This is a genomic window from Micromonospora purpureochromogenes (assembly GCF_900091515.1).
In the GTDB taxonomy this organism is placed as follows: domain Bacteria; phylum Actinomycetota; class Actinomycetes; order Mycobacteriales; family Micromonosporaceae; genus Micromonospora; species Micromonospora purpureochromogenes.
Genome location: NZ_LT607410.1, coordinates 4,547,144 through 4,563,651 on the forward strand (window position 1 = coordinate 4,547,144; position 16,508 = coordinate 4,563,651).

General features: G+C 75.0%; 17 protein-coding genes. 6 read left to right on the plus strand and 11 right to left on the minus strand.

The genetic code is table 11. The features are described 5' to 3' along the window. Positions 1-47: 47 nt before the first annotated feature. From GA0074696_RS20950 to GA0074696_RS20960, 3 genes are all read right to left on the minus strand, one after another. A complete protein-coding gene (locus GA0074696_RS20950) occupies positions 48-1,376 on the minus strand; it encodes a hemolysin family protein (protein ID WP_088962673.1) in 1,329 nt (442 codons plus the stop codon). A gap of 112 nt (positions 1,377-1,488) precedes the next feature. Next, a complete protein-coding gene (locus tag GA0074696_RS20955) occupies positions 1,489-2,121 on the minus strand; it encodes a YgjV family protein (protein ID WP_088962674.1) in 633 nt (210 codons plus the stop codon). 10 nt (positions 2,122-2,131) lie between these two features. Further along, positions 2,132-2,635 (minus strand): GNAT family N-acetyltransferase, encoded by a 504-nt coding sequence (locus tag GA0074696_RS20960; protein ID WP_088962675.1) that lies wholly within the window; start codon positions 2,633-2,635, stop codon positions 2,132-2,134. A gap of 273 nt (positions 2,636-2,908) precedes the next feature. On the opposite strand from GA0074696_RS20960, the gene GA0074696_RS20965 reads away from it, so the two are divergent. Genes GA0074696_RS20965 through GA0074696_RS20970 form a run of 3 tightly spaced genes read left to right on the plus strand, consistent with a single transcriptional unit; the run spans position 2,909 to position 5,772 of the window. Next, positions 2,909-3,199, plus strand: a complete 291-nt coding sequence (locus GA0074696_RS20965; protein ID WP_088962676.1) for a hypothetical protein — start codon at positions 2,909-2,911, stop codon at positions 3,197-3,199. A gap of 51 nt (positions 3,200-3,250) precedes the next feature. After that, a complete protein-coding gene (locus GA0074696_RS31220; RefSeq protein ID WP_172894362.1) occupies positions 3,251-3,721 on the plus strand; it encodes a hypothetical protein in 471 nt (156 codons plus the stop codon). Further along, the gene (locus tag GA0074696_RS20970) at positions 3,718-5,772 is read left to right on the plus strand and encodes a M48 family metalloprotease (protein ID WP_172894365.1); all 2,055 of its coding nucleotides are present in this window, start codon (positions 3,718-3,720) and stop codon (positions 5,770-5,772) included. Before GA0074696_RS31220 ends, GA0074696_RS20970 begins: the two co-directional genes overlap by 4 nt. Here GA0074696_RS20970 and GA0074696_RS20975 read toward each other — a convergent pair. Next, positions 5,748-6,218: a cyclic nucleotide-binding domain-containing protein gene (locus GA0074696_RS20975; protein ID WP_088962678.1), complete on the minus strand. Its 471-nt coding sequence runs from the start codon at positions 6,216-6,218 to the stop codon at positions 5,748-5,750. The two genes, GA0074696_RS20970 and GA0074696_RS20975, sit on opposite strands and share 25 nt — an antisense overlap. Before the next feature lie 258 nt (positions 6,219-6,476). Here GA0074696_RS20975 and GA0074696_RS20980 point away from each other — a divergent pair, with 258 nt between their 5' ends. After that, positions 6,477-7,358 (plus strand): universal stress protein, encoded by an 882-nt coding sequence (locus GA0074696_RS20980; RefSeq protein WP_088962679.1) that lies wholly within the window; start codon positions 6,477-6,479, stop codon positions 7,356-7,358. A gap of 4 nt (positions 7,359-7,362) precedes the next feature. Here the strand turns inward: GA0074696_RS20980 and GA0074696_RS20985 are convergent, their stop codons facing one another. The 6 genes from GA0074696_RS20985 to GA0074696_RS21010 all read right to left on the minus strand — a co-directional run bounded on the left by GA0074696_RS20985 (position 7,363) and on the right by GA0074696_RS21010 (position 11,961). Beyond that, the gene (locus GA0074696_RS20985) at positions 7,363-7,986 is read right to left on the minus strand and encodes an FMN reductase (protein WP_088962680.1); all 624 of its coding nucleotides are present in this window, start codon (positions 7,984-7,986) and stop codon (positions 7,363-7,365) included. Continuing rightward, the gene (locus GA0074696_RS20990) at positions 7,983-9,089 is read right to left on the minus strand and encodes an LLM class flavin-dependent oxidoreductase (protein ID WP_088964700.1); all 1,107 of its coding nucleotides are present in this window, start codon (positions 9,087-9,089) and stop codon (positions 7,983-7,985) included. The genes GA0074696_RS20985 and GA0074696_RS20990 overlap by 4 nt, the downstream gene beginning before the upstream one ends. Before the next feature lie 326 nt (positions 9,090-9,415). After that, a complete protein-coding gene (locus tag GA0074696_RS31455) occupies positions 9,416-9,829 on the minus strand; it encodes a hypothetical protein (protein ID WP_088962681.1) in 414 nt (137 codons plus the stop codon). 70 nt (positions 9,830-9,899) lie between these two features. Further along, positions 9,900-10,175 (minus strand): ubiquitin-like small modifier protein 1, encoded by a 276-nt coding sequence (locus GA0074696_RS21000; protein WP_088962682.1) that lies wholly within the window; start codon positions 10,173-10,175, stop codon positions 9,900-9,902. Positions 10,176-10,177: 2 nt separating this feature from the next. Then, complete coding sequence (locus GA0074696_RS21005) at positions 10,178-11,254, minus strand: WD40/YVTN/BNR-like repeat-containing protein (RefSeq protein WP_088962683.1); 1,077 nt, start codon at positions 11,252-11,254, stop codon at positions 10,178-10,180. 83 nt (positions 11,255-11,337) lie between these two features. Then, positions 11,338-11,961, minus strand: coding sequence for a DNA-3-methyladenine glycosylase (locus tag GA0074696_RS21010; RefSeq protein ID WP_088962684.1), 624 nt, complete (start codon positions 11,959-11,961; stop codon positions 11,338-11,340). Positions 11,962-12,035: 74 nt separating this feature from the next. Between GA0074696_RS21010 and GA0074696_RS21015 the strand changes: the two genes are divergently transcribed. Further along, the gene (locus GA0074696_RS21015) at positions 12,036-14,621 is read left to right on the plus strand and encodes an AMP-binding protein (RefSeq protein WP_088962685.1); all 2,586 of its coding nucleotides are present in this window, start codon (positions 12,036-12,038) and stop codon (positions 14,619-14,621) included. Between the two features lie 22 nt (positions 14,622-14,643). Continuing rightward, a complete protein-coding gene (locus GA0074696_RS21020; protein ID WP_088962686.1) occupies positions 14,644-14,997 on the plus strand; it encodes an MmcQ/YjbR family DNA-binding protein in 354 nt (117 codons plus the stop codon). A 38-nt stretch (positions 14,998-15,035) separates the two neighbouring features. Here the strand turns inward: GA0074696_RS21020 and argH are convergent, their stop codons facing one another. Then, on the minus strand, positions 15,036-16,499 hold the full coding sequence (argH, locus tag GA0074696_RS21025; RefSeq protein ID WP_088962687.1) for an argininosuccinate lyase: 1,464 nt from the start codon (positions 16,497-16,499) through the stop codon (positions 15,036-15,038). Positions 16,500-16,508: the final 9 nt, after the last annotated feature.

A 16,508-nucleotide genomic window follows, 5' to 3' on the forward strand; every position in this document is an offset into this window, starting at 1 on the left:
CGGCACGGATGGCCGGCGGGCGGGTGGACGCCCCGCCGCCGGTCGGGTCAGCTGCGGGCCTCGTCCAGGAGCTGTTCCTCCTGGACGGTGCTCTCGTCGGCGGGCGGGGCGACGCGGCGCAGCCGGACCTGGGTGATGGCGCGGTGGTCGATCGCGGACACCTCCAGTTCCCAGGCGTCGATGGTGACGCTCTCCCCCGCGACGGTGGGAATGTGCCCGAGGCAGGCCAGCACCATGCCGGCGACGGTGGTGTAGTCGCCGGCCGGGCGGGCGGGCACCTCGACACCGATGTCCGGCAGGTCGTGCACGGGAAAGGTGCCGGGCAGCAGCAGCGCGCCGTCGGCCTCGGTGCGCACCGAACGGACGTCCCGGTCGGTCTCGTCGTAGATCTCCCCGACGATCTCCTCCAGGATGTCCTCCAGCGTGACGATCCCGTCGACGGCGCCGCGCTCGTCCACCACCAGGGCGATGTGCTGCCGCTCCGCCTTGAACTGGCGCAGCGCGTCCACCACCGGCAGCGAGTCGGGCAGCAGCATGGGCGGGCGGGCGCACTCGTCGACCGGGCGGTCGTCGGGGACGCCGACCAGGTCACGGAGGTGGATCACACCGACCGCGTCGTCCAGGCCGCCGTGCCGGACCACCGGGGCCCGGGAGTGGCCGGTGGCGGCCAGCACCAGCCGGGCGGCCTCCGCGGTGGTCCCGCTGTCGAGCGTGAAGACCTGCAACCGGGGTACGAGGACCGCCCGGAGCTGCCGGTCGGCGATCTCCACCGCGCCGGCGATGATGATGCGCTGCTCCTTGGTGAAGCCGTGGTTGCCGGCGACGATGTCACGCAGCTCGTCCGGGCCGATCTCCTCGGGCTGGTGCTTCGGGTTGAGCCCGACCAGGCGTACCACCAGGTCGCTGGTGGCGCCGAGGGCCCAGACGGCCGGCCGGCTGAAGGTGGCCAGCAGGTCCAGCGGGCGGGCCACCAGCAGCGCCCACCGCTCGGCGGACTGCATGGCGATCCGCTTCGGCGCCAGTTCGCCGAAGACCAGGGTGACGAAGGTCAGCGCCAGAGTGACCGCCACGATGGCGACCGTCTCGGCGGCGCCGCCGACGAACCCGAGCAGCGGCACCAGGGGCTTGGCCAGCGAGACCGCCGCGGCGGCGGAGGCCAGGAAGCCGGCCAGCGTGATGCCGATCTGAATGGTGGCGAGGAACCGGTTCGGGTCCTTGGCGAGGCGGGCCAGCACCTGCCCGGCCCGGCTGGCGCGTTCCAGCCGCTGCACCTGGCTGTCGCGCAGCGACACCAGCGCCATCTCGCTGCCCGCGAAGATCGCGTTCAGGACCACCAGGACTCCGACCAGGGCCAGTTGGCTCCAGTAGCTCTGCACGCCCGGTTCTCTCCCTCACGCGACCGACGCCGCCGGACGGAGGACCCGGCCGGCGTAGGCCTGTCAGTGCCCAGCGCGGGCCCGGGTGAATCCTCTCCGGGCGGGTCCGGACCTACGCCGGGGTGGAGGTCGGCAGGTCCAGCACGTACGAGCCGCCCTCGGGGCGGAAGCCGAGCCGGTGGTAGTAGGGCGCGACCATGCCGGGCGGGCTGACCACCCGGCGGAAGCCGCGGTCGGTGAAGAGGCTGCTGCGGCGGTAGACGAACTCCCCCGGGGTGAAGTCGCGGAACCGCTGGGTGACGTAATCCAGGTCGATCTGGGCCACCCCGTCGGGCTCGGCGTGCGAGAGCACCACGCCGACCACCTCGTCGGCGCGGACCACCAGGAACGCCGACCGCTCGGCGGCGGGCGCCGCCCACCGGAAGTCGGGGTTGAACCGGGCGATGTCGGCGGCGTGCACCCGCAGCGTGTGCGCCAGGAACTGGTCGTCCACGCCCACCTCGACCACCTGATAGGTCTCCTCGTCGTGCCGGGTGGCCAGCATCTTCCGCAGGTACCACACGTTGATCACGGCGAGCACCACGTTCAGACCGACCATGGGCCACACGTGCACGGCGGCGTTGTAGCCGATGAGGATCAGGCAGCCGACGAGGTTGAGCGCGCGCAGCCGCAGGATGCGCGTCTGCAGCAGGGACCAGACCAACAGCGCGGAGCCGGCCCAGCCGACGAGTTCCAGCCAGTTCACCCCGGGGACACTAGTGGTTGCGCTGGTCAGCCGCCTCGGCGGGCAGCTCCAGCACCCATTCCTGCACCTCCGTGCCGCGGCCGGCGGCGTACCCGGAGTCCTCGCCGACCACGACGAAGCCGCACTTGCGCAGCACGGCGAGGGAGGCGCGGTTGTCCTTGGCGGCGCGGGCGTGCACCGGCCGCTGCGGCACCTCGCGCAGCAGCGCGGCGAGCGCGGCGGTGGCGTACCCCCGGCCCCAGCGGGTCGGGTCGATCCAGTAGCTGACCTCGGTGCGCTCCTCGACCGGGAAGGCGGCGACGTGCCCCACCACCTCGCCGCCGACGGTGACGGCGCGCGCCACGATCCGCGGGTCGGCGCGGATGCGCGCCCAGTGCGCGTCGAAGGCCGCCCGGTCGGTCGGGTCGGCGGGGCCGAAGGCCGCCATCCAGTTCGCCTGCGGATCCTGCTCGTAGGCGAAGATCACGGGCAGGTCGTCGTCGCGCACCGGGCGCAGCTGGAGGTCGGCCGTCACGCCCCCGGACGATACGCACCCCCTCCGACACCCCCGCACCGCCAACCACCCCGCCCGCCCCTTCCGGCACCGCCCCCGTCCGCCTGCGCAGCGGGGCGGCACTTTCACGGAAAGCGTGGCTATTCGGGGCCGGATAGCCACGCTTTCCGTGAAAGTGCGCCCGGATTCGGCCGGCGGGGTCGGGGCGTTCGGCGGTCGGGGGGGGGTCACCCGGCCGGTGGAGGTGGGGGTGGCCATGGGGTGGCGCGGGGCGTTGGCGGGAAGGATCGGCACATGCGTGGGATCGGGGAGCGGCGGGGTCGACGGGGCGTCGTCGGTCCGCGCGTTGTGGGCGCGGTGGCGACCGGCGCACTGGCGGTGGGCGCCCGGGCGATCGGCGCCGCGGCGATCGGGTCGCTGGCGGTGTCCGCGCTCGCCGGCGGGGCCACCGCGCTGGGCGTGCTGGCGATCGGCCGGCTGGCGGTACGCCGAGCCGTGCTCCGGGAGCTGCGCATCGGCCGGCTGGAGGTGGACGAGTTGATCGTGCACCGGCGCGCCGACCCGGCGCGAAACGGCGACGGATAACGGACAGTGCCCACCGTGGCACGGGTGGTCACCGCCCGCTACCAATGAGGCATGCCACGCAGACCCGTCGATGTCGACCGGACCGCCGCGCTCGCCCGTACCGTCGTCGCCCGCCTCGCTCCCGAGGAGCTGCCGGCCTTCGAGATGCTGTCCGCGCCGTACCTGACCGGGGTGGACACCGCCACCGACGGCGGCCGGCTGGAGTTCGGGGTGCTCGACGCGGTCGCCACCGTGACGCCGGTGGTGACGCTGGTCTGCGCGACCGTGACCGGGGCGCTGCTGCGCGGCGCCGAGGGCGAGCTGGAACAGCTCGGCGGCCGGGCCACCCGCGGCCTGTTCGGCGCGCTGCGCCGGCGGCCGGCGCCGCCCCCGCCGGCCGAGTTCAGCCGGGAGCGGCTGGCCCGGGTGCGGACCATGGCGTCCGCGCGGGCCACCGCGCTGGGCGCCGAACCGGCCCTCGCCGCGGCCATCGCCGACGCCGTGGTCGCGGCCCTGGTGCTCGACCCGGAGCCCGACCGGTGAGTGCGCCGGCCACGGTCTGGCGCGGACGGCCGGACGAGACCGGTTTCCTGCTGCTCCCGCTCGGCGCGCTGGTGTTCAGCTCGGCGGTGCTGCTCGCCGTCGTCTTCGGGCTGACCGTGCTCGCCCGGCCCGGCTGCGGCCTCGGCGACGTGCTCAATCACCCGTGCAGCGAGATGTTCGTGCGGATGTCGAACTTCTTCAACCTGATGGCGGTGCCCGGCGTGGTGCTGTTCGCCTGGCAGACCCTGCGGCAGCGGCGCCACACCCGGCCGCTGGAACCGGGCATGTTCCGCGCCGCCGAGGAGGTGATCGCCGAGGTGCTCGCCTCGGTCGCCCTGCGCCGGCCGACCCCGGTGCTGCTCGGCACCCGGCTGGGACGGCGGGCGTTCACCGGCGGCACCGGCGACAAGCCGTACGTGGCGCTCGGGCCGGAACTGCTCGCCACGGCGGCGAAGGGCCCGGAGGGCCGGGCGGTCTTCGAGGCGGTGCTCCGGCACGAGCTGGCCCATGTGCAGAACCACGATCTGCTGCGGCTGCGCTTCGCCACCGTGCTGCGGATCAGCACCCGGGCCACCGCGCTGGGCACCGGGCTGCTGCTGCTCGCCCAGCTGATCTGGGTGCCGGGCCCGCTCACGGCGGGCGGGGCGCTCGGCGTGGTGGTGCGGGCGGCCCTGCTGGCCGTCCTCGCCGAACTCGCCAGCCGGGCGTTCCTACGGCTGCGGGAGCACCAGGCCGACGTCCGCGCCGCCGGTGGCGACCCGGACGGCATCCGGGTCGCCCTGCACCGGGGGCCTGAGGCACCCCGGGGGCTGCCGAGCCGGCTGTGGGAGCGGCTGTGGGACCGGCACCCGAGCGTGGCGACCCGCCTCGCCGCGCTGGCCGACCCGACCGCCGCGCTCACCTTCCCGCTCGGGCAGCTCTTCGCCGGCGGCGTGTTCACCGCGGTCGCGCTGACCAACGCGCAACTCCTGGTCGACCTGATGATCGACGACGAGGTGCTGGCCGTACCGGCGGGCGAGGAGGTGCTCTGGGGTGGGCTCGCCGTACTGGCGCTCGCCGCGATCCAGCCGGCGATCTTCCTGGCCGACGGCGTGTGGCGCGACGTACGAGGACGGCAGCTCGCGGGGCGCCCGGGGCGACCCGCCGCGCTCGGGGCGGTCTTCGCCGCCGGACTGCTCGCCGGGGCGTGCCTCGCCCCGTACGCCGGACTGGTCCACCAGCCACGGCCGGACGGGTGGCCGCTGCTGCCGAGCCTGGTCGTGCTCGTTGCGGCGGCGGTGCTGCTCTGCCGGTGGCTGACCGGGCTGGTGCGGCGGGCCGCCCCGACCACCTCCGTGGGTCGCCGGGTCCTGCTGCTGCCGGCGTTGCCGGTCGGGGTCGGCGTGCTGCTGCTGGCCTGGGAGACGCTGCTGTGGGTGGGCGGCCGGGCGTACGAGTGCGACCACTACCCGGTCGAGTGCGGACCGCTGGACACCGGACGGCTGGCGCTGCGGGTGGCCGGCACGCCGTGGGCGGTCGCGGTGCTGTCGCTGGCCACCCTCGCGCTGCTGGTGGTGACGCTGCGCCGGAGCACCCGGGGTGCCCTGGTCACGGCGGCCGGGGCGGCCCTGTCGGGCGCGCTGCTCGTGTTGGCGCTGCCCCGGCTGGGGGTCGCCGACGCGCTGGCGCTCGACGTCTGGACGTCGCTGGACCCCCGGCTCGGCACCCCGGTCGCCGCGCTCGCCCTCCAGGTGGCGCTGCTGGTGGCCGTGCCACTGGCGATCCTGCTGCCCCGGGCCTCGGCCGGCCCGCTCGCCGCCGGGGCGGGGTGGCTGGTGCTGGCGGCGGGGCTGGACGCACAGCTGGCCGAGTGGGCCGACGGTCCCGTGGCGGCCCGGCCCGAGGACCTGACGTACGCGGTGGGGACCTTCCTCGGTCAGGCGCTCGCGGTCGTCCTGCTGGGCGTCGCCGCGGGTATCCTGATCGGCCGGCGGCGCGGGCGGAGGCCGGCCGGCGCGCCACGCCCCCGGCAGCGGAAGCGGACCTATCAGCTCGCCGACGAGGTCGGGTAGCCGTACAGGTCCAGCAGCCGCCCCCGGGACGCCTGGAGCCGGTCCACCACCACGCTCATGAACCGGGTGGTGAGCTGCCGGCCGAGCACGTCGTCGGAGTCCATCAACCGGCGCACCCCCGCGGCGGTGAACTCCACCGTCGTGGTGCGCCGCACGGCGACCGCGCCGAACTGCCAGCGGTACGGCGGGAAGAGCCAGGACCAGCCCAGCACCCCGCCCGGACCGATCATCTCGATGCCGACGTCGCCCCGCCCGGGCACCGGGAAGTCCAGCGCCACCTCGCCGCCCCGGACCAGCCAGAACCGCTCCGCCGGCTGGCCGGCGCGGAACAGCCGGTGGCCGGGATGCCAGGCCACCGGCCGGGCGTACCCGGTCAGCCGGGGCAGCCACTCCGGCGGCAGCCCGGCCAGGAACGGGTGCTCACGCAGCATGTCCAGCGGGGTCATGGGCTGGTCCTCCTCACCTCGGCGGGGCCGGGGGACCTCGGTGTCCTGACTCCATTGCACACCGTGAGGGCCGACGACGTCAGGGCCGATGGTCCCGGCCCCGGCGACCGAAAGGCCGCCGCCGTCCGGCCGCCGCCGACGCCCCCGGGCGAAGACGCCCGGGCACTGACGCCCGGTGGCGGCGCGCGGGCCGGCGCCGAATGCCCGTGCCGTGCGCCGGGTACGTCGACAATGAGCTGACGAGTCGTGGGAGGGCTGATGAACCGACCGGTCGTGGCGGGCGTCGACGGATCGCCGTCCAGCCTGGTCGCCGCCGAGCATGCGGCCCGCGCCGCCGCGCTGCGCCGCCGGCCGCTGCACCTGGTGCACGGCTACCTGCACCCGCTCGGGTACGGGGTGCCGCTCAACCCGTACGACCTGGGGTTGCCGGCGCCGACCGAGGAGTCGGAGAAGATGCTGGAGCGGACCGCGGCGGAGCTCGCCGACCGCTGGCCCGGACTGGCCGTCGAGGTACGCCAGGTGGCCGGCGGGCCGGGCGCCACCCTGATCGAGGAGTCCCGCCGCGCCGAGCTGGTGGTGGTGGGCAGCCGGGGACTGGGCGGCTTCGCCGGGCTGCTGCTCGGCTCGGTCGGCGCCCAGGTCGCCGCGCACGCGCACTGCCCGGTGCTGGTGGTCCGCCCTGAGGAGCAGCCGATCCCGGTGGACGGGCCGGTGGTGGTCGGCGTGGACGGCTCGGAGCCGGCCCGGCTGGCCGCCGGGTACGCCGCCGACGAGGCGGCCCGCCGCGACGTGCCGCTGGTGCTGGTGCACGTCGGCCCGCCCGACGGGGACCGTCCGGTGCCGGAGGAGGTCGAGGAGTCCCAGGCCGCGTACCAGGCCGAGGCGGTACGGCTGCTGGCCGAGGCGTCCGCCGCCGTCCGGGCCGATCACCCGGACCTGGTGGTGCGCGAGCACCCGGTCCGGGCGGCCGGCGCGGCGCAGGGGCTGATCGAGGCGAGCGGTGCGGCCTCGGTGCTGGCGATCGGCACCCGGGGCCGGGGCGGCTTCGCCGGGCTGCTGCTCGGCTCGGTCAGCCAGGCGGTGGTGCACCACGCGCACTGCCCGGTCCTGGTCGCCCACCCGTACGACCGGGTGGAGTGACCGCTCAGCTGTCCCGGCGGCCGAGGAGCTGCGCGAAGTCGGTGGTGAGGGCGAACGGGTCGGCCGGGCCGGTCGACGGCGGTCGCCGCTCGACCTGGTCGGCCAGCTCCGCGCCGGCGCGCCGGATCCGGCCGCGCAGCGCGCCGTCGGCGGTGCCGCCCGACCAGTCCTCCGGAGCGGCGAAGACCGCGGTGGGGACCACCACGGCCCGCAGGTAGCCGAACATCGGGCGGAGAGCGTGCTCCAGGGCGAGCGAGTGCCGCGCGGTGCCGCCGGTCGCGGCGATCAGCACCGGCCGGTCGACCAGCGACCCGGACTCCACCACGTCGAAGAAGGACTTGAACAGCCCGTTGTACGACGCGTTGAAGATCGGCGTGACCGCCACGATCCCGTCCGCGCCGCTCACCGCGTCCAGGGCATCGCGCAGCGCCGCCGACGGGAACCCGGTGAGCATGTTGTTCACCACGTCGTGCGCGTGGTCGCGCAGCTCGACGGTGCGCAGCTCGACCTCGTGGCCGCGCCGGACCAGCTCGTCGCGGGCGGCCGCGGCGAGCTGGTCGGCGAGCAGTCGGGTCGAGGAGGGCTGGCTGAGGCCGGCCGAGACCACGGCCAGGGTGCGCCGGGTCATCGGGTCGCCTCCCTACCGGCCAGGCCGGCGGCGTCCCGGGCGGCGAGCAACGAGGCGTGGGTGGGCGCCTCGAGCACGTGCGCGGGGCGCAGCCCGTCGAACTCCTTGCGCAGCACGGGAACGACCTCCTCGCCGAGGATGTCCAGCTGCTCCAGGACGGTCTTCAGCGGCAGGCCGGCGTGGTCGACGAGGAAGAGCTGCCGCTGGTAGTCACCGACGTACTCGCGGAAGCCCAGCGTGCGGTCGATGACCTGCTGGGGGCTGCCCACGGTCAGCGGGGTCTCCCGGCTGAACTCCTCCAGCGACGGGCCGTGTCCGTAGACCGGGGCGTTGTCGAAGTACGGCCGGAACTCCCGGACCGCGTCCTGCGAGTTCTTCCGGACGAACAGCTGCCCGCCGAGGCCGACGATGGCCTGCTCCGGGCTGCCGTGCCCGTAGTGGGCGAAGCGCTGCCGGTAGAGCCCGACCATCCGCTGGGTGTGCTCCTTGGGCCAGAAGATGTGGTTGGCGAAGAAGCCGTCGCCGTAGTACGCGGCCTGCTCGGCGATCTCCGGGCTGCGGATCGAGCCGTGCCAGACGAACGGCGGCACGCCGTCGAGCGGGCGCGGCGTCGAGGTGAACGACTGCAACGGGGTACGGAAACGGCCCTGCCAGTCGACCACGTCCTCGCGCCAGAGCCGGCGCAGCAGGTCGTAGTTCTCGATGGCCAGCGGGATGCCGTTGCGGATGTCCTGCCCGAACCACGGGTAGACCGGCCCGGTGTTGCCGCGACCCATCATCAGGTCCACCCGGCCGTCGGCCAGGTGCTGGAGCATGGCGTAGTCCTCGGCGATCTTCACCGGGTCGTTGGTGGTGATCAGCGTGGTCGAGGTGGAGAGCAACAGCCGCTCGGTACGGGCCGCGATGTAGCCGAGCATGGTGGTGGGCGACGACGGCACGAACGGGGGGTTGTGGTGCTCGCCGGTGGCGAAGACGTCGAGGCCGACCTCCTCGGCCTTCAGCGCGATGGCCACCATCGCCTTGATCCGCTCATGCTCGGTCGGTTCCCGACCGTTGGTCGGGTCGACCGTGACGTCACCGACGGTGAAGACTCCGAACTGCATGACCAGCTCCTCGCGTGGGAAGACCGGGGCCGCGGTGGCCACCCGGACGCTGCCCACAACATATTTGACGAGTCAACTATTCCGTCGCCGAAGTGTCGTGGGGTGGCCCGGGTCACCGACGCAGCCACCGTCCCGGACCCGCACCCCGCTCGCCCGGCCGCTCACTGCGAACCTTTCCCGTGGCGGCGACAGCCGTGCGACGGGACGTCCCGCCATGGCTACACCACCGATAGCTGCCGCCCGGCGGCTGGCACGGGCCGGGCGGCGACATGCCGCCCTGTCGGGCGCAGGCGGCAGCTACGGCCCGGCGGCTCGGGCGATCCGACCTACGGGCCGGACGGCGGATACGCCCCACCCTGCGGCGCAGGCGGTGGATACGCCGCCCCGTGCGGCCCTGGCGGCGGATACGCCCCGCCGTGCGGCTCCGGCACCGGGCCCGGGCGAGCGGGACCGAATGGCCCCGGCACGGGATAGGCCGCGCCGTGGGGCCCCGGGTGAGCGGGGTGCGGCGGCCCGGGCAGAGGGTAGGCCTGGCCGGGCAGCGGCGGGGTCGGATACGGCGGAGTGGGAAAAGGCCGGGGCGCGGGGTGGAACCCGCCGGGCTGGTGCGCCGGCGTGGCCGGGCGGCCCTTGCGGACGAGCAGGACCACGCCGAGCACGACCAGCCCGACGATCAGCAGCAGCGGGACGACGAGGCAGGCCAGTCGGCCCACGACGTAGCCCGCCTGGTACGCGTCCATGCCGTCGCTCCCCTGTCCGTCGTGGGTGAGCGCCGAATGCTAGCGGATCATGGACACGGCGGCTGCCCCGTCAGCCGCCGGCCACCGAGGGCAGCACCTGCACCTCGGCCCCGTCGGCGACCGGCGCGGCCACTCCCCCGGCGTGCCGGCAGTCCTCCCCGTCGACGTAGACGTTGACGTACCGGCGCAGTTCGCCCCGCTCGTCGCGGATCCGGCGGGCCAGTCGGGGCCAGGAGTCGGCGAGCGCGTCGAGGACGGCCCCCACCGATCCGGCGGCCTCCACGGTGAGCCGGCTCGCGCCGCCGGCCTCGCCGCGCAGCGGACCCGGCACCAGCACGGTGACCATCGTCAGACCTCCGCCGCGCGGACGCAGAGCACGTCCGGCAGGTGGGCGGCGACCAGCGACCAGGAGTCGCCGTCGTCGCGGCTGGCGTAGACCTCGCCGGAGCGGGTGCCGAAGTAGACGTCGCCCGCTCCGCCGGCGCACATCGCGTCGCGCAGCACTGAGGGGTGGAACGGCTCGTCCGGCAGCCCCACCGACAGCGGCTCCCACTTGTCGCCGGCGTCGGTCGAACGGAACACCCGGCACCGGTGGTCGACCGGGTACCGCTGCGAGTCGGCGACCAGCGGGAACGTGAAGACCGTGCCGGGGCGCGACGGGTGGGCCACGATCGGGAAGCCGAAGTCGCTGGGCAGGCCGGCGGCGATCGACGTCCAGGTGCGGCCGTCGTCGTCGGAGCGGTAGACGCCGTGGTGGTTCTGCGCGTAGAGCCGCTCCGGGTTGGCCGCGTCCCGGGCGACCTTGTGCACGCACTGGCCGAACTCGGGCCACTCGTCAGGAAGGAAGTAGGCCCGGATGCCGGTGTTGCCCGGCGACCAGCTCTGGCCGGCGTCCTCGGAGCGGTAGACCCCGCCGGTGGACATGGCGACCAGGATCCGGTCGGGGTCGCGCGGGTGCGGCAGCACGGTGTGCACCGCCTGGCCGCCGAAGCCGGCACCCCACTGCTCCCGGTGCGGATGGTCCCAGAGCGAGCGGACCAGCGTGAAGCTGCGCCCGCCGTCGGTGGAGCGGAACAGCGCCGAGGGCTCGGTGCCCGCCCAGACCACGTCCGGCGCGTCCGCGCCGCCGGGAACGATCTGCCAGACCCGGCCGAGGCTGGCGCCGGTGTCGGCCGGGAAGGCCACCGGCGCCAGCTCCGGCTCGGCCCAGGAGGCACCGAGGTCGTCGCTGGTGGCGACGCTCGGCCCGAAGTGCGAGCTGGTCATCCCGGCGAGCAGCCGAGGCGTGCCGGGGCGGGGGTCGACGGCGACGGCGTAGACCCCGGTCATCGGGAAGTGCGGGCCGCTCACCTCCCAGCCGCGCCCGCCCGTGCTGGTGGCGAGGAAGAGCCCCTTGGCGGTGCCGATCGCGAGCAGCGTGGGCATGACCGTCCTCCGATCAGTCGATGAGCGCGTGGCGTGATTATGGCCACACCCCCCGACAGAATCGCCCGGCCACGCCGGGAAGCTCAACCCCGCCGGCGCGGCACGTGCCGTCGGTAGCTGCTCACCGTCGGGTCGCCGGTGATCCAGAACCGCCAGGGCACGTCGTGCGCCCCGGTCACCCCGACCCGGGGGCCGGCGGAGATCGCCGCCTCCGGCACCGGCGCCACCGCCGGCCGCAGCCGGACCGGGCCGTCGCCGAGCAGGTCCAGGCCGTACGCCGAGCGGTCGATGCCGAGGGTCGCGCAGAGCCGTGCCGGGCCGCGCGCCAGATCGACGTCCCGGCGTACGGCCGGCCGGCGGGCACGGGCCACCTCGACGCCGTCGACCACCTCGGCGGCGCGCAGCAGCACCGCTGCGGCCTCGCCGTCCGGGCCGGTGACCACGTTCATGCACCAGTGCATGCCGTAGGTGAAGTAGACGTAGGCGTGCCCGGCCGGGCCGAACATGACCGCGTTGCGCGGGGTGCGCCCTCGGTGCGCGTGCGAGGCGGGGTCGCCGGCCGTCCCCGCGTACGCCTCGACCTCGGTGATCCGGACGGTCACGCCACCGGCGGAGAGCCGGCAGCCGAGCAGCCCGCGCGCGGCGGGCACCAGCGGCCCGGCCAGCAGGTCGGCCAGCGGCGAGAGGTCGGTGCGGGAGGATGTCACGCGACCACGGTACCCAGCCGTGTGTCTCGCCACCCGCCCTTCTGCTTAGGGTTGCCTCACCTTAGAGTGGCCCCGTGACGCACCCGCCTGACCTGCTGCCGGCCGTGCGCGGGGTGCCCTTCGCCCGCGACCTGGCCGACCACGGTGACCGCCCCGCCGTGGTCACCGCCGACGGCGTGCTGTCGTACGCCGAGCTCGCCGGCCGGGTCGCCGAGACCGCGCGCCGGCTGGGTCCGCGGCGCCGGCTGGTGCTCGTCACCGGCGCCAACACGGTCGACGCGCTGGTGGGCTACCTGGCCGGCCTGCACGGTGGGCACCCGGTCCTGCTGGTGCCCGGCGACGGCCCGGCGACGCGGGCGCTGACCGAGGCGTACGACCCGGACGTGGTGATCGGGCCGGTCGGCGGGGTGTGGACGCTGCACGAGCGCCGGGCCGGGTCGGCGCACGAGCTGCACCCGGACCTGGCGCTGCTGCTGAGCACGTCGGGGTCGACCGGCTCGCCGAAGCTGGTCCGGCTGTCGCACACCAACCTCCAGGCCAACGCCGAGTCGATCGCCGAGTACCTGGGGGTGCGGGAGACCGACCGGGCGGCGACCAGCCTGCCGCTGCACTACTGCTACGGCCTGTCGGTGGTGAACAGCCACCTCGCCCGGGGCGCCGCGCTGGTACTGACCGACCGCTCGGTCGCCGACGACTGCTTCTGGGAGCTGTTCCGCCAGGCCCGGGCCACCAGTTTCGCCGGGGTGCCGTACACCTTCGATCTGCTGGACCGGGTCGGCTTCGCCGCGATGAACCTGCCGCACCTGCGCTACGTCACCGCCGCCGGCGGCCGGCTGGCGCCGGAGAAGGTGGTGCGCTTCGCCGAGCTGGGCCGGCGCAGCGGCTGGGACCTGTTCGTCATGTACGGGCAGACGGAGGCGACGGCCCGGATGGCGTACCTGCCGCCGGACCTGGCGGCCACCCGACCGGAGGCGATCGGCGTGCCGGTGCCGGGCGGCGAGTTCCGGCTGGCTGCGCTGCCGGAGCAGCCGGACGGCGTCGGCGAACTGGTGTACGCCGGCCCGAACGTGATGCTCGGCTACGCCGAGCGCCCGGCCGACCTGGCGTCGGGGCGTACCGTGACCGAGCTGCACACCGGCGACCTGGCCCGCCGCGGCCCGGACGGCCTGTACGAGCTGGTCGGCCGGCGCAGCCGGTTCGCCAAGATCCTGGGCCTGCGGGTGGACCCGCAGCGGGTGGAGGCGCTGCTGGCCGCGCACGACGTGGACGCGGCCTGCCTCGGCGCGGACGACGAGCTGCTGGTGGCGGTGGCCGGCGAGGTGGACCCGGCACGGGTCCGCCGGCTGGTCGCCGGCGAGCTGGCCCTGCCACCCCGGGCGGTGCGGGTGCTGGCGCTGCCGCGGCTGCCCCGGCTGGCCACCGGCAAGGTGGACTACCCGGCGCTGCGCGAGTCGGCGGCCGGGCCGGTCGCCCCGCCCGCGCCGTCGGCGCCCGCCCCCGACGACGACCTGTGCCGGCTCTTCGCCGAGGTGCTGGACCGCACCGACGTGACCCCGGAGCACAGCTTCGTCGACCTCGGCGGCGACTCGCTGTCGTACGTCGAGATGTCGGTCCGCCTGGAGCGGGTGCTCGGCCAGCTGCCGCCGAACTGGCACACCCTGCCGATCGGGGCGCTGCCCGCGCCACGCGGCGGGCGGCCGCGCCGCCGGCGGACGCTGGAAACCAGCGTGGCGCTGCGGGCCGTGGCGATCGTGCTGGTCGTCGGCTCGCACATCCCGATGTTCACCCTCACCGGGGGGGCGCACCTCCTGCTCGGGGTGGCCGGCTTCAACTTCGCCCGGTTCCTGCTCACCGACGCCGGACGGACCGACCGGCTGCGGCAGGTCCGCTCCGCCCTGGCCCGGATCGTGCTGCCCACGACGGCCTGGATCGCGGCGATGCTGGTGCTCACCGATCAGTACCGGTGGAGCAACCTGCTGCTGCTCAACAGCCTCGTCGGCCCGGACGACGGGCGCACCGAGTGGCACTTCTGGTTCATCGAGGCGCTGGTCTACATCCTGGTCGCGGTGGCCGCCCTGCTGGCGGTGCCGGGAATGGACCGGCTGGAACGCCGCCACCCGTTCGGCCTGCCGCTGACCCTCGCCGGGCTCGGGCTGCTCAGCCGCTACGACGTGTTCGGCCTGGACGCCCGGTACGACCTCCCGACGGCGATCGTGGCGTTCTGGCTCTTCGCGCTCGGATGGGCGGCGGCCCGCGCCGACGGGATACGGCAGCGGCTGCTGGTCACCGCCGCCGCGGCGGCCACCGTGCCGGGCTTCTTCGGCCAGCCGCAGCGGGAGGCGTTGATCGTGGCCGGGTTCGCGCTGCTGGTCTGGCTGCCGACCGTGCCGAGCCTCGGTCCGCTGAACCGGGTGGCCGGCGTCCTGGCCGGCAGCTCCCTGTACATCTACCTGACCCACTGGCAGGTCTACCCGCACCTGCGCGACCAGCCGCTGCTGGCCCTGCTGGCGTCGCTGGCGCTGGGCGTCGGGTACGCGGCCCTGGTGCAGCGGGCCGGGCCGGCCGTCAAGGGACTGTGGACGAGATTACGTCGACGGCGCCGCCCCGCCGGCGCGGAGGGGGCCCCGGGGGTGGACGGGTCGGAGAGACTGTGCCGGTGACCGCTGCCACCGGGAGGACGCGATGACGCGCGACGAGATGCTGGCGTACTGCCTCGGGAAGCCGGGCGCCCGGCTGGACCAGCCCTGGGAGGGCGACGAGGTGGTGAAGGTGGGGAGCCGGATCTTCGCCTTCCTCGGCTCGCCGGGCGGGGAGGCGCGGGTCGGCGTGAAGTGCGGCCCGAACCGGGAGGTCGCCGACGAGTGGATCCACCGGTTCCCGAACGACGCGAAGGCGTCGGCGTACATCGGGCGATCGGGGTGGAACTCGCTGCGCCTCGACGGCGCGATCCCGGACGACGAGCTGATCGAGGCCGTCGACGGCTCGTACGAGGCGGTGGTGGCGAAGCTGCCGAAACGGGAGCGGCCGACGGTGTGAGGGTCGGCGCGGCGTCGCGCCGCGCCGACCCTTCGACCTCAGCGGGGTACGACCCGCTCGCTGGCCCACTCCCGCCAACCGGCCAGCTTGTCCGCGGCGGCGGCGAGCTGGTCGGCCACCGGGCCGGGCCCGGTCGAGCCGGGCGTGGTCCGGGCGGCCAGCGCGGAGCGGACCGAGAGCACGTCGCGCACGCTCCGGTCCAGGTGCTCGCTGACCGTGGCGAGGTCGTCGTCGGAGACCTCGTCCAGGGCGCAGTCCCGGGCCACGCAGAGCGCGACGAGCTTGCCGGTGATCTCGTGCGCGTCACGGAACGGCACGCCCTTGCGGACCAGCCAGTCGGCCACCTCGGTGGCCAGCGAGAAGCCCACCGGCGCGGCGGCGACCAGCCGGTCGACCCGTACCGTCATCGTGGAGATCATCCCGGCGAGCGCCGGCAGCAGCAGCTCCAGGGTGTCGACCGCGTCGAAGGCCGGCTCCTTGTCCTCCTGCATGTCCCGGTCGTAGGTCATCGGCAGGCCCTTGAGCATGGTGAGCACGCTCATCAGCCCGCCGACCAGCCGGCCGGACTTCCCCCGGGCCAGCTCGGCGATGTCCGCGTTCTTCTTCTGCGGCATGATCGACGAGCCGGTGGCGAAGGAGTCGTCGAGCTCCACCCAGCCGAACTCGTGCGAGGTCCAGAGCACCACCTCCTCGCCGAGGCGGGACAGGTGCACCCCGACCAGCGCGGTGACGAAGAGGAACTCCGCGACGAAGTCCCGGTCGGCGACGGCGTCCATCGAGTTGGCGAAGGACGTGCGGAAGCCCAGCTCCTTGGCGACGGCCACCGGGTCCAGCGGCAGGCCGGAGCCGGCCAGCGCGCCCGCCCCGAGCGGGCTGATCGCGGCCCGGTGGTCCCAGTCGCGCAGCCGCTCCAGATCGCGCAGCAGCGGCTGCACGTGGGCCAGCAGCCAGTGCCCGAAGGTGACCGGCTGGGCGTGCTGGAGGTGGGTCATCCCGGGCGCGGCGGTGTCCACGTGCCGCTCGGCCTGCTCGACCAGCGCCTCGGCCAGCTCGACCAGCCGGGCGGCCACGCCCCGGGCGTGGTCGCGCAGGTAGAGCCGCAGGTCGGTGGCGACCTGGTCGTTGCGGGACCGCCCGGCGCGCAGCTTGCCGCCGAGGCTGCCGAGCCGCTCCAGCAGGCCGCGCTCCAGGGCGGTGTGCACGTCCTCGTCGTCGATGGTCGGGCGGAACTGCCCGGAGGCGCAGGCCGCCTCCAGGTCGTCCAGCGCGGCCAGGATGCGGCCCAGCTCCTCCGGGTCGAGCAGGCCCGCGCCGGCCAGCACCCGGGCGTGCGCCCGGGAGCCGGCGATGTCGTACGGGGCGAGACGCCAGTCGAACTGGACGCTCACCGACAGCCGCGCGAGGGCTTCGGCGGGGCCGCCGGCGAACCGGCCACCCCACAGGCTCGTCCGGTTGGTGGCGGCGCTGTTCTCGGTCAGGCTCTTGTCGTCCACGCCGCCCATTGTGGTTGC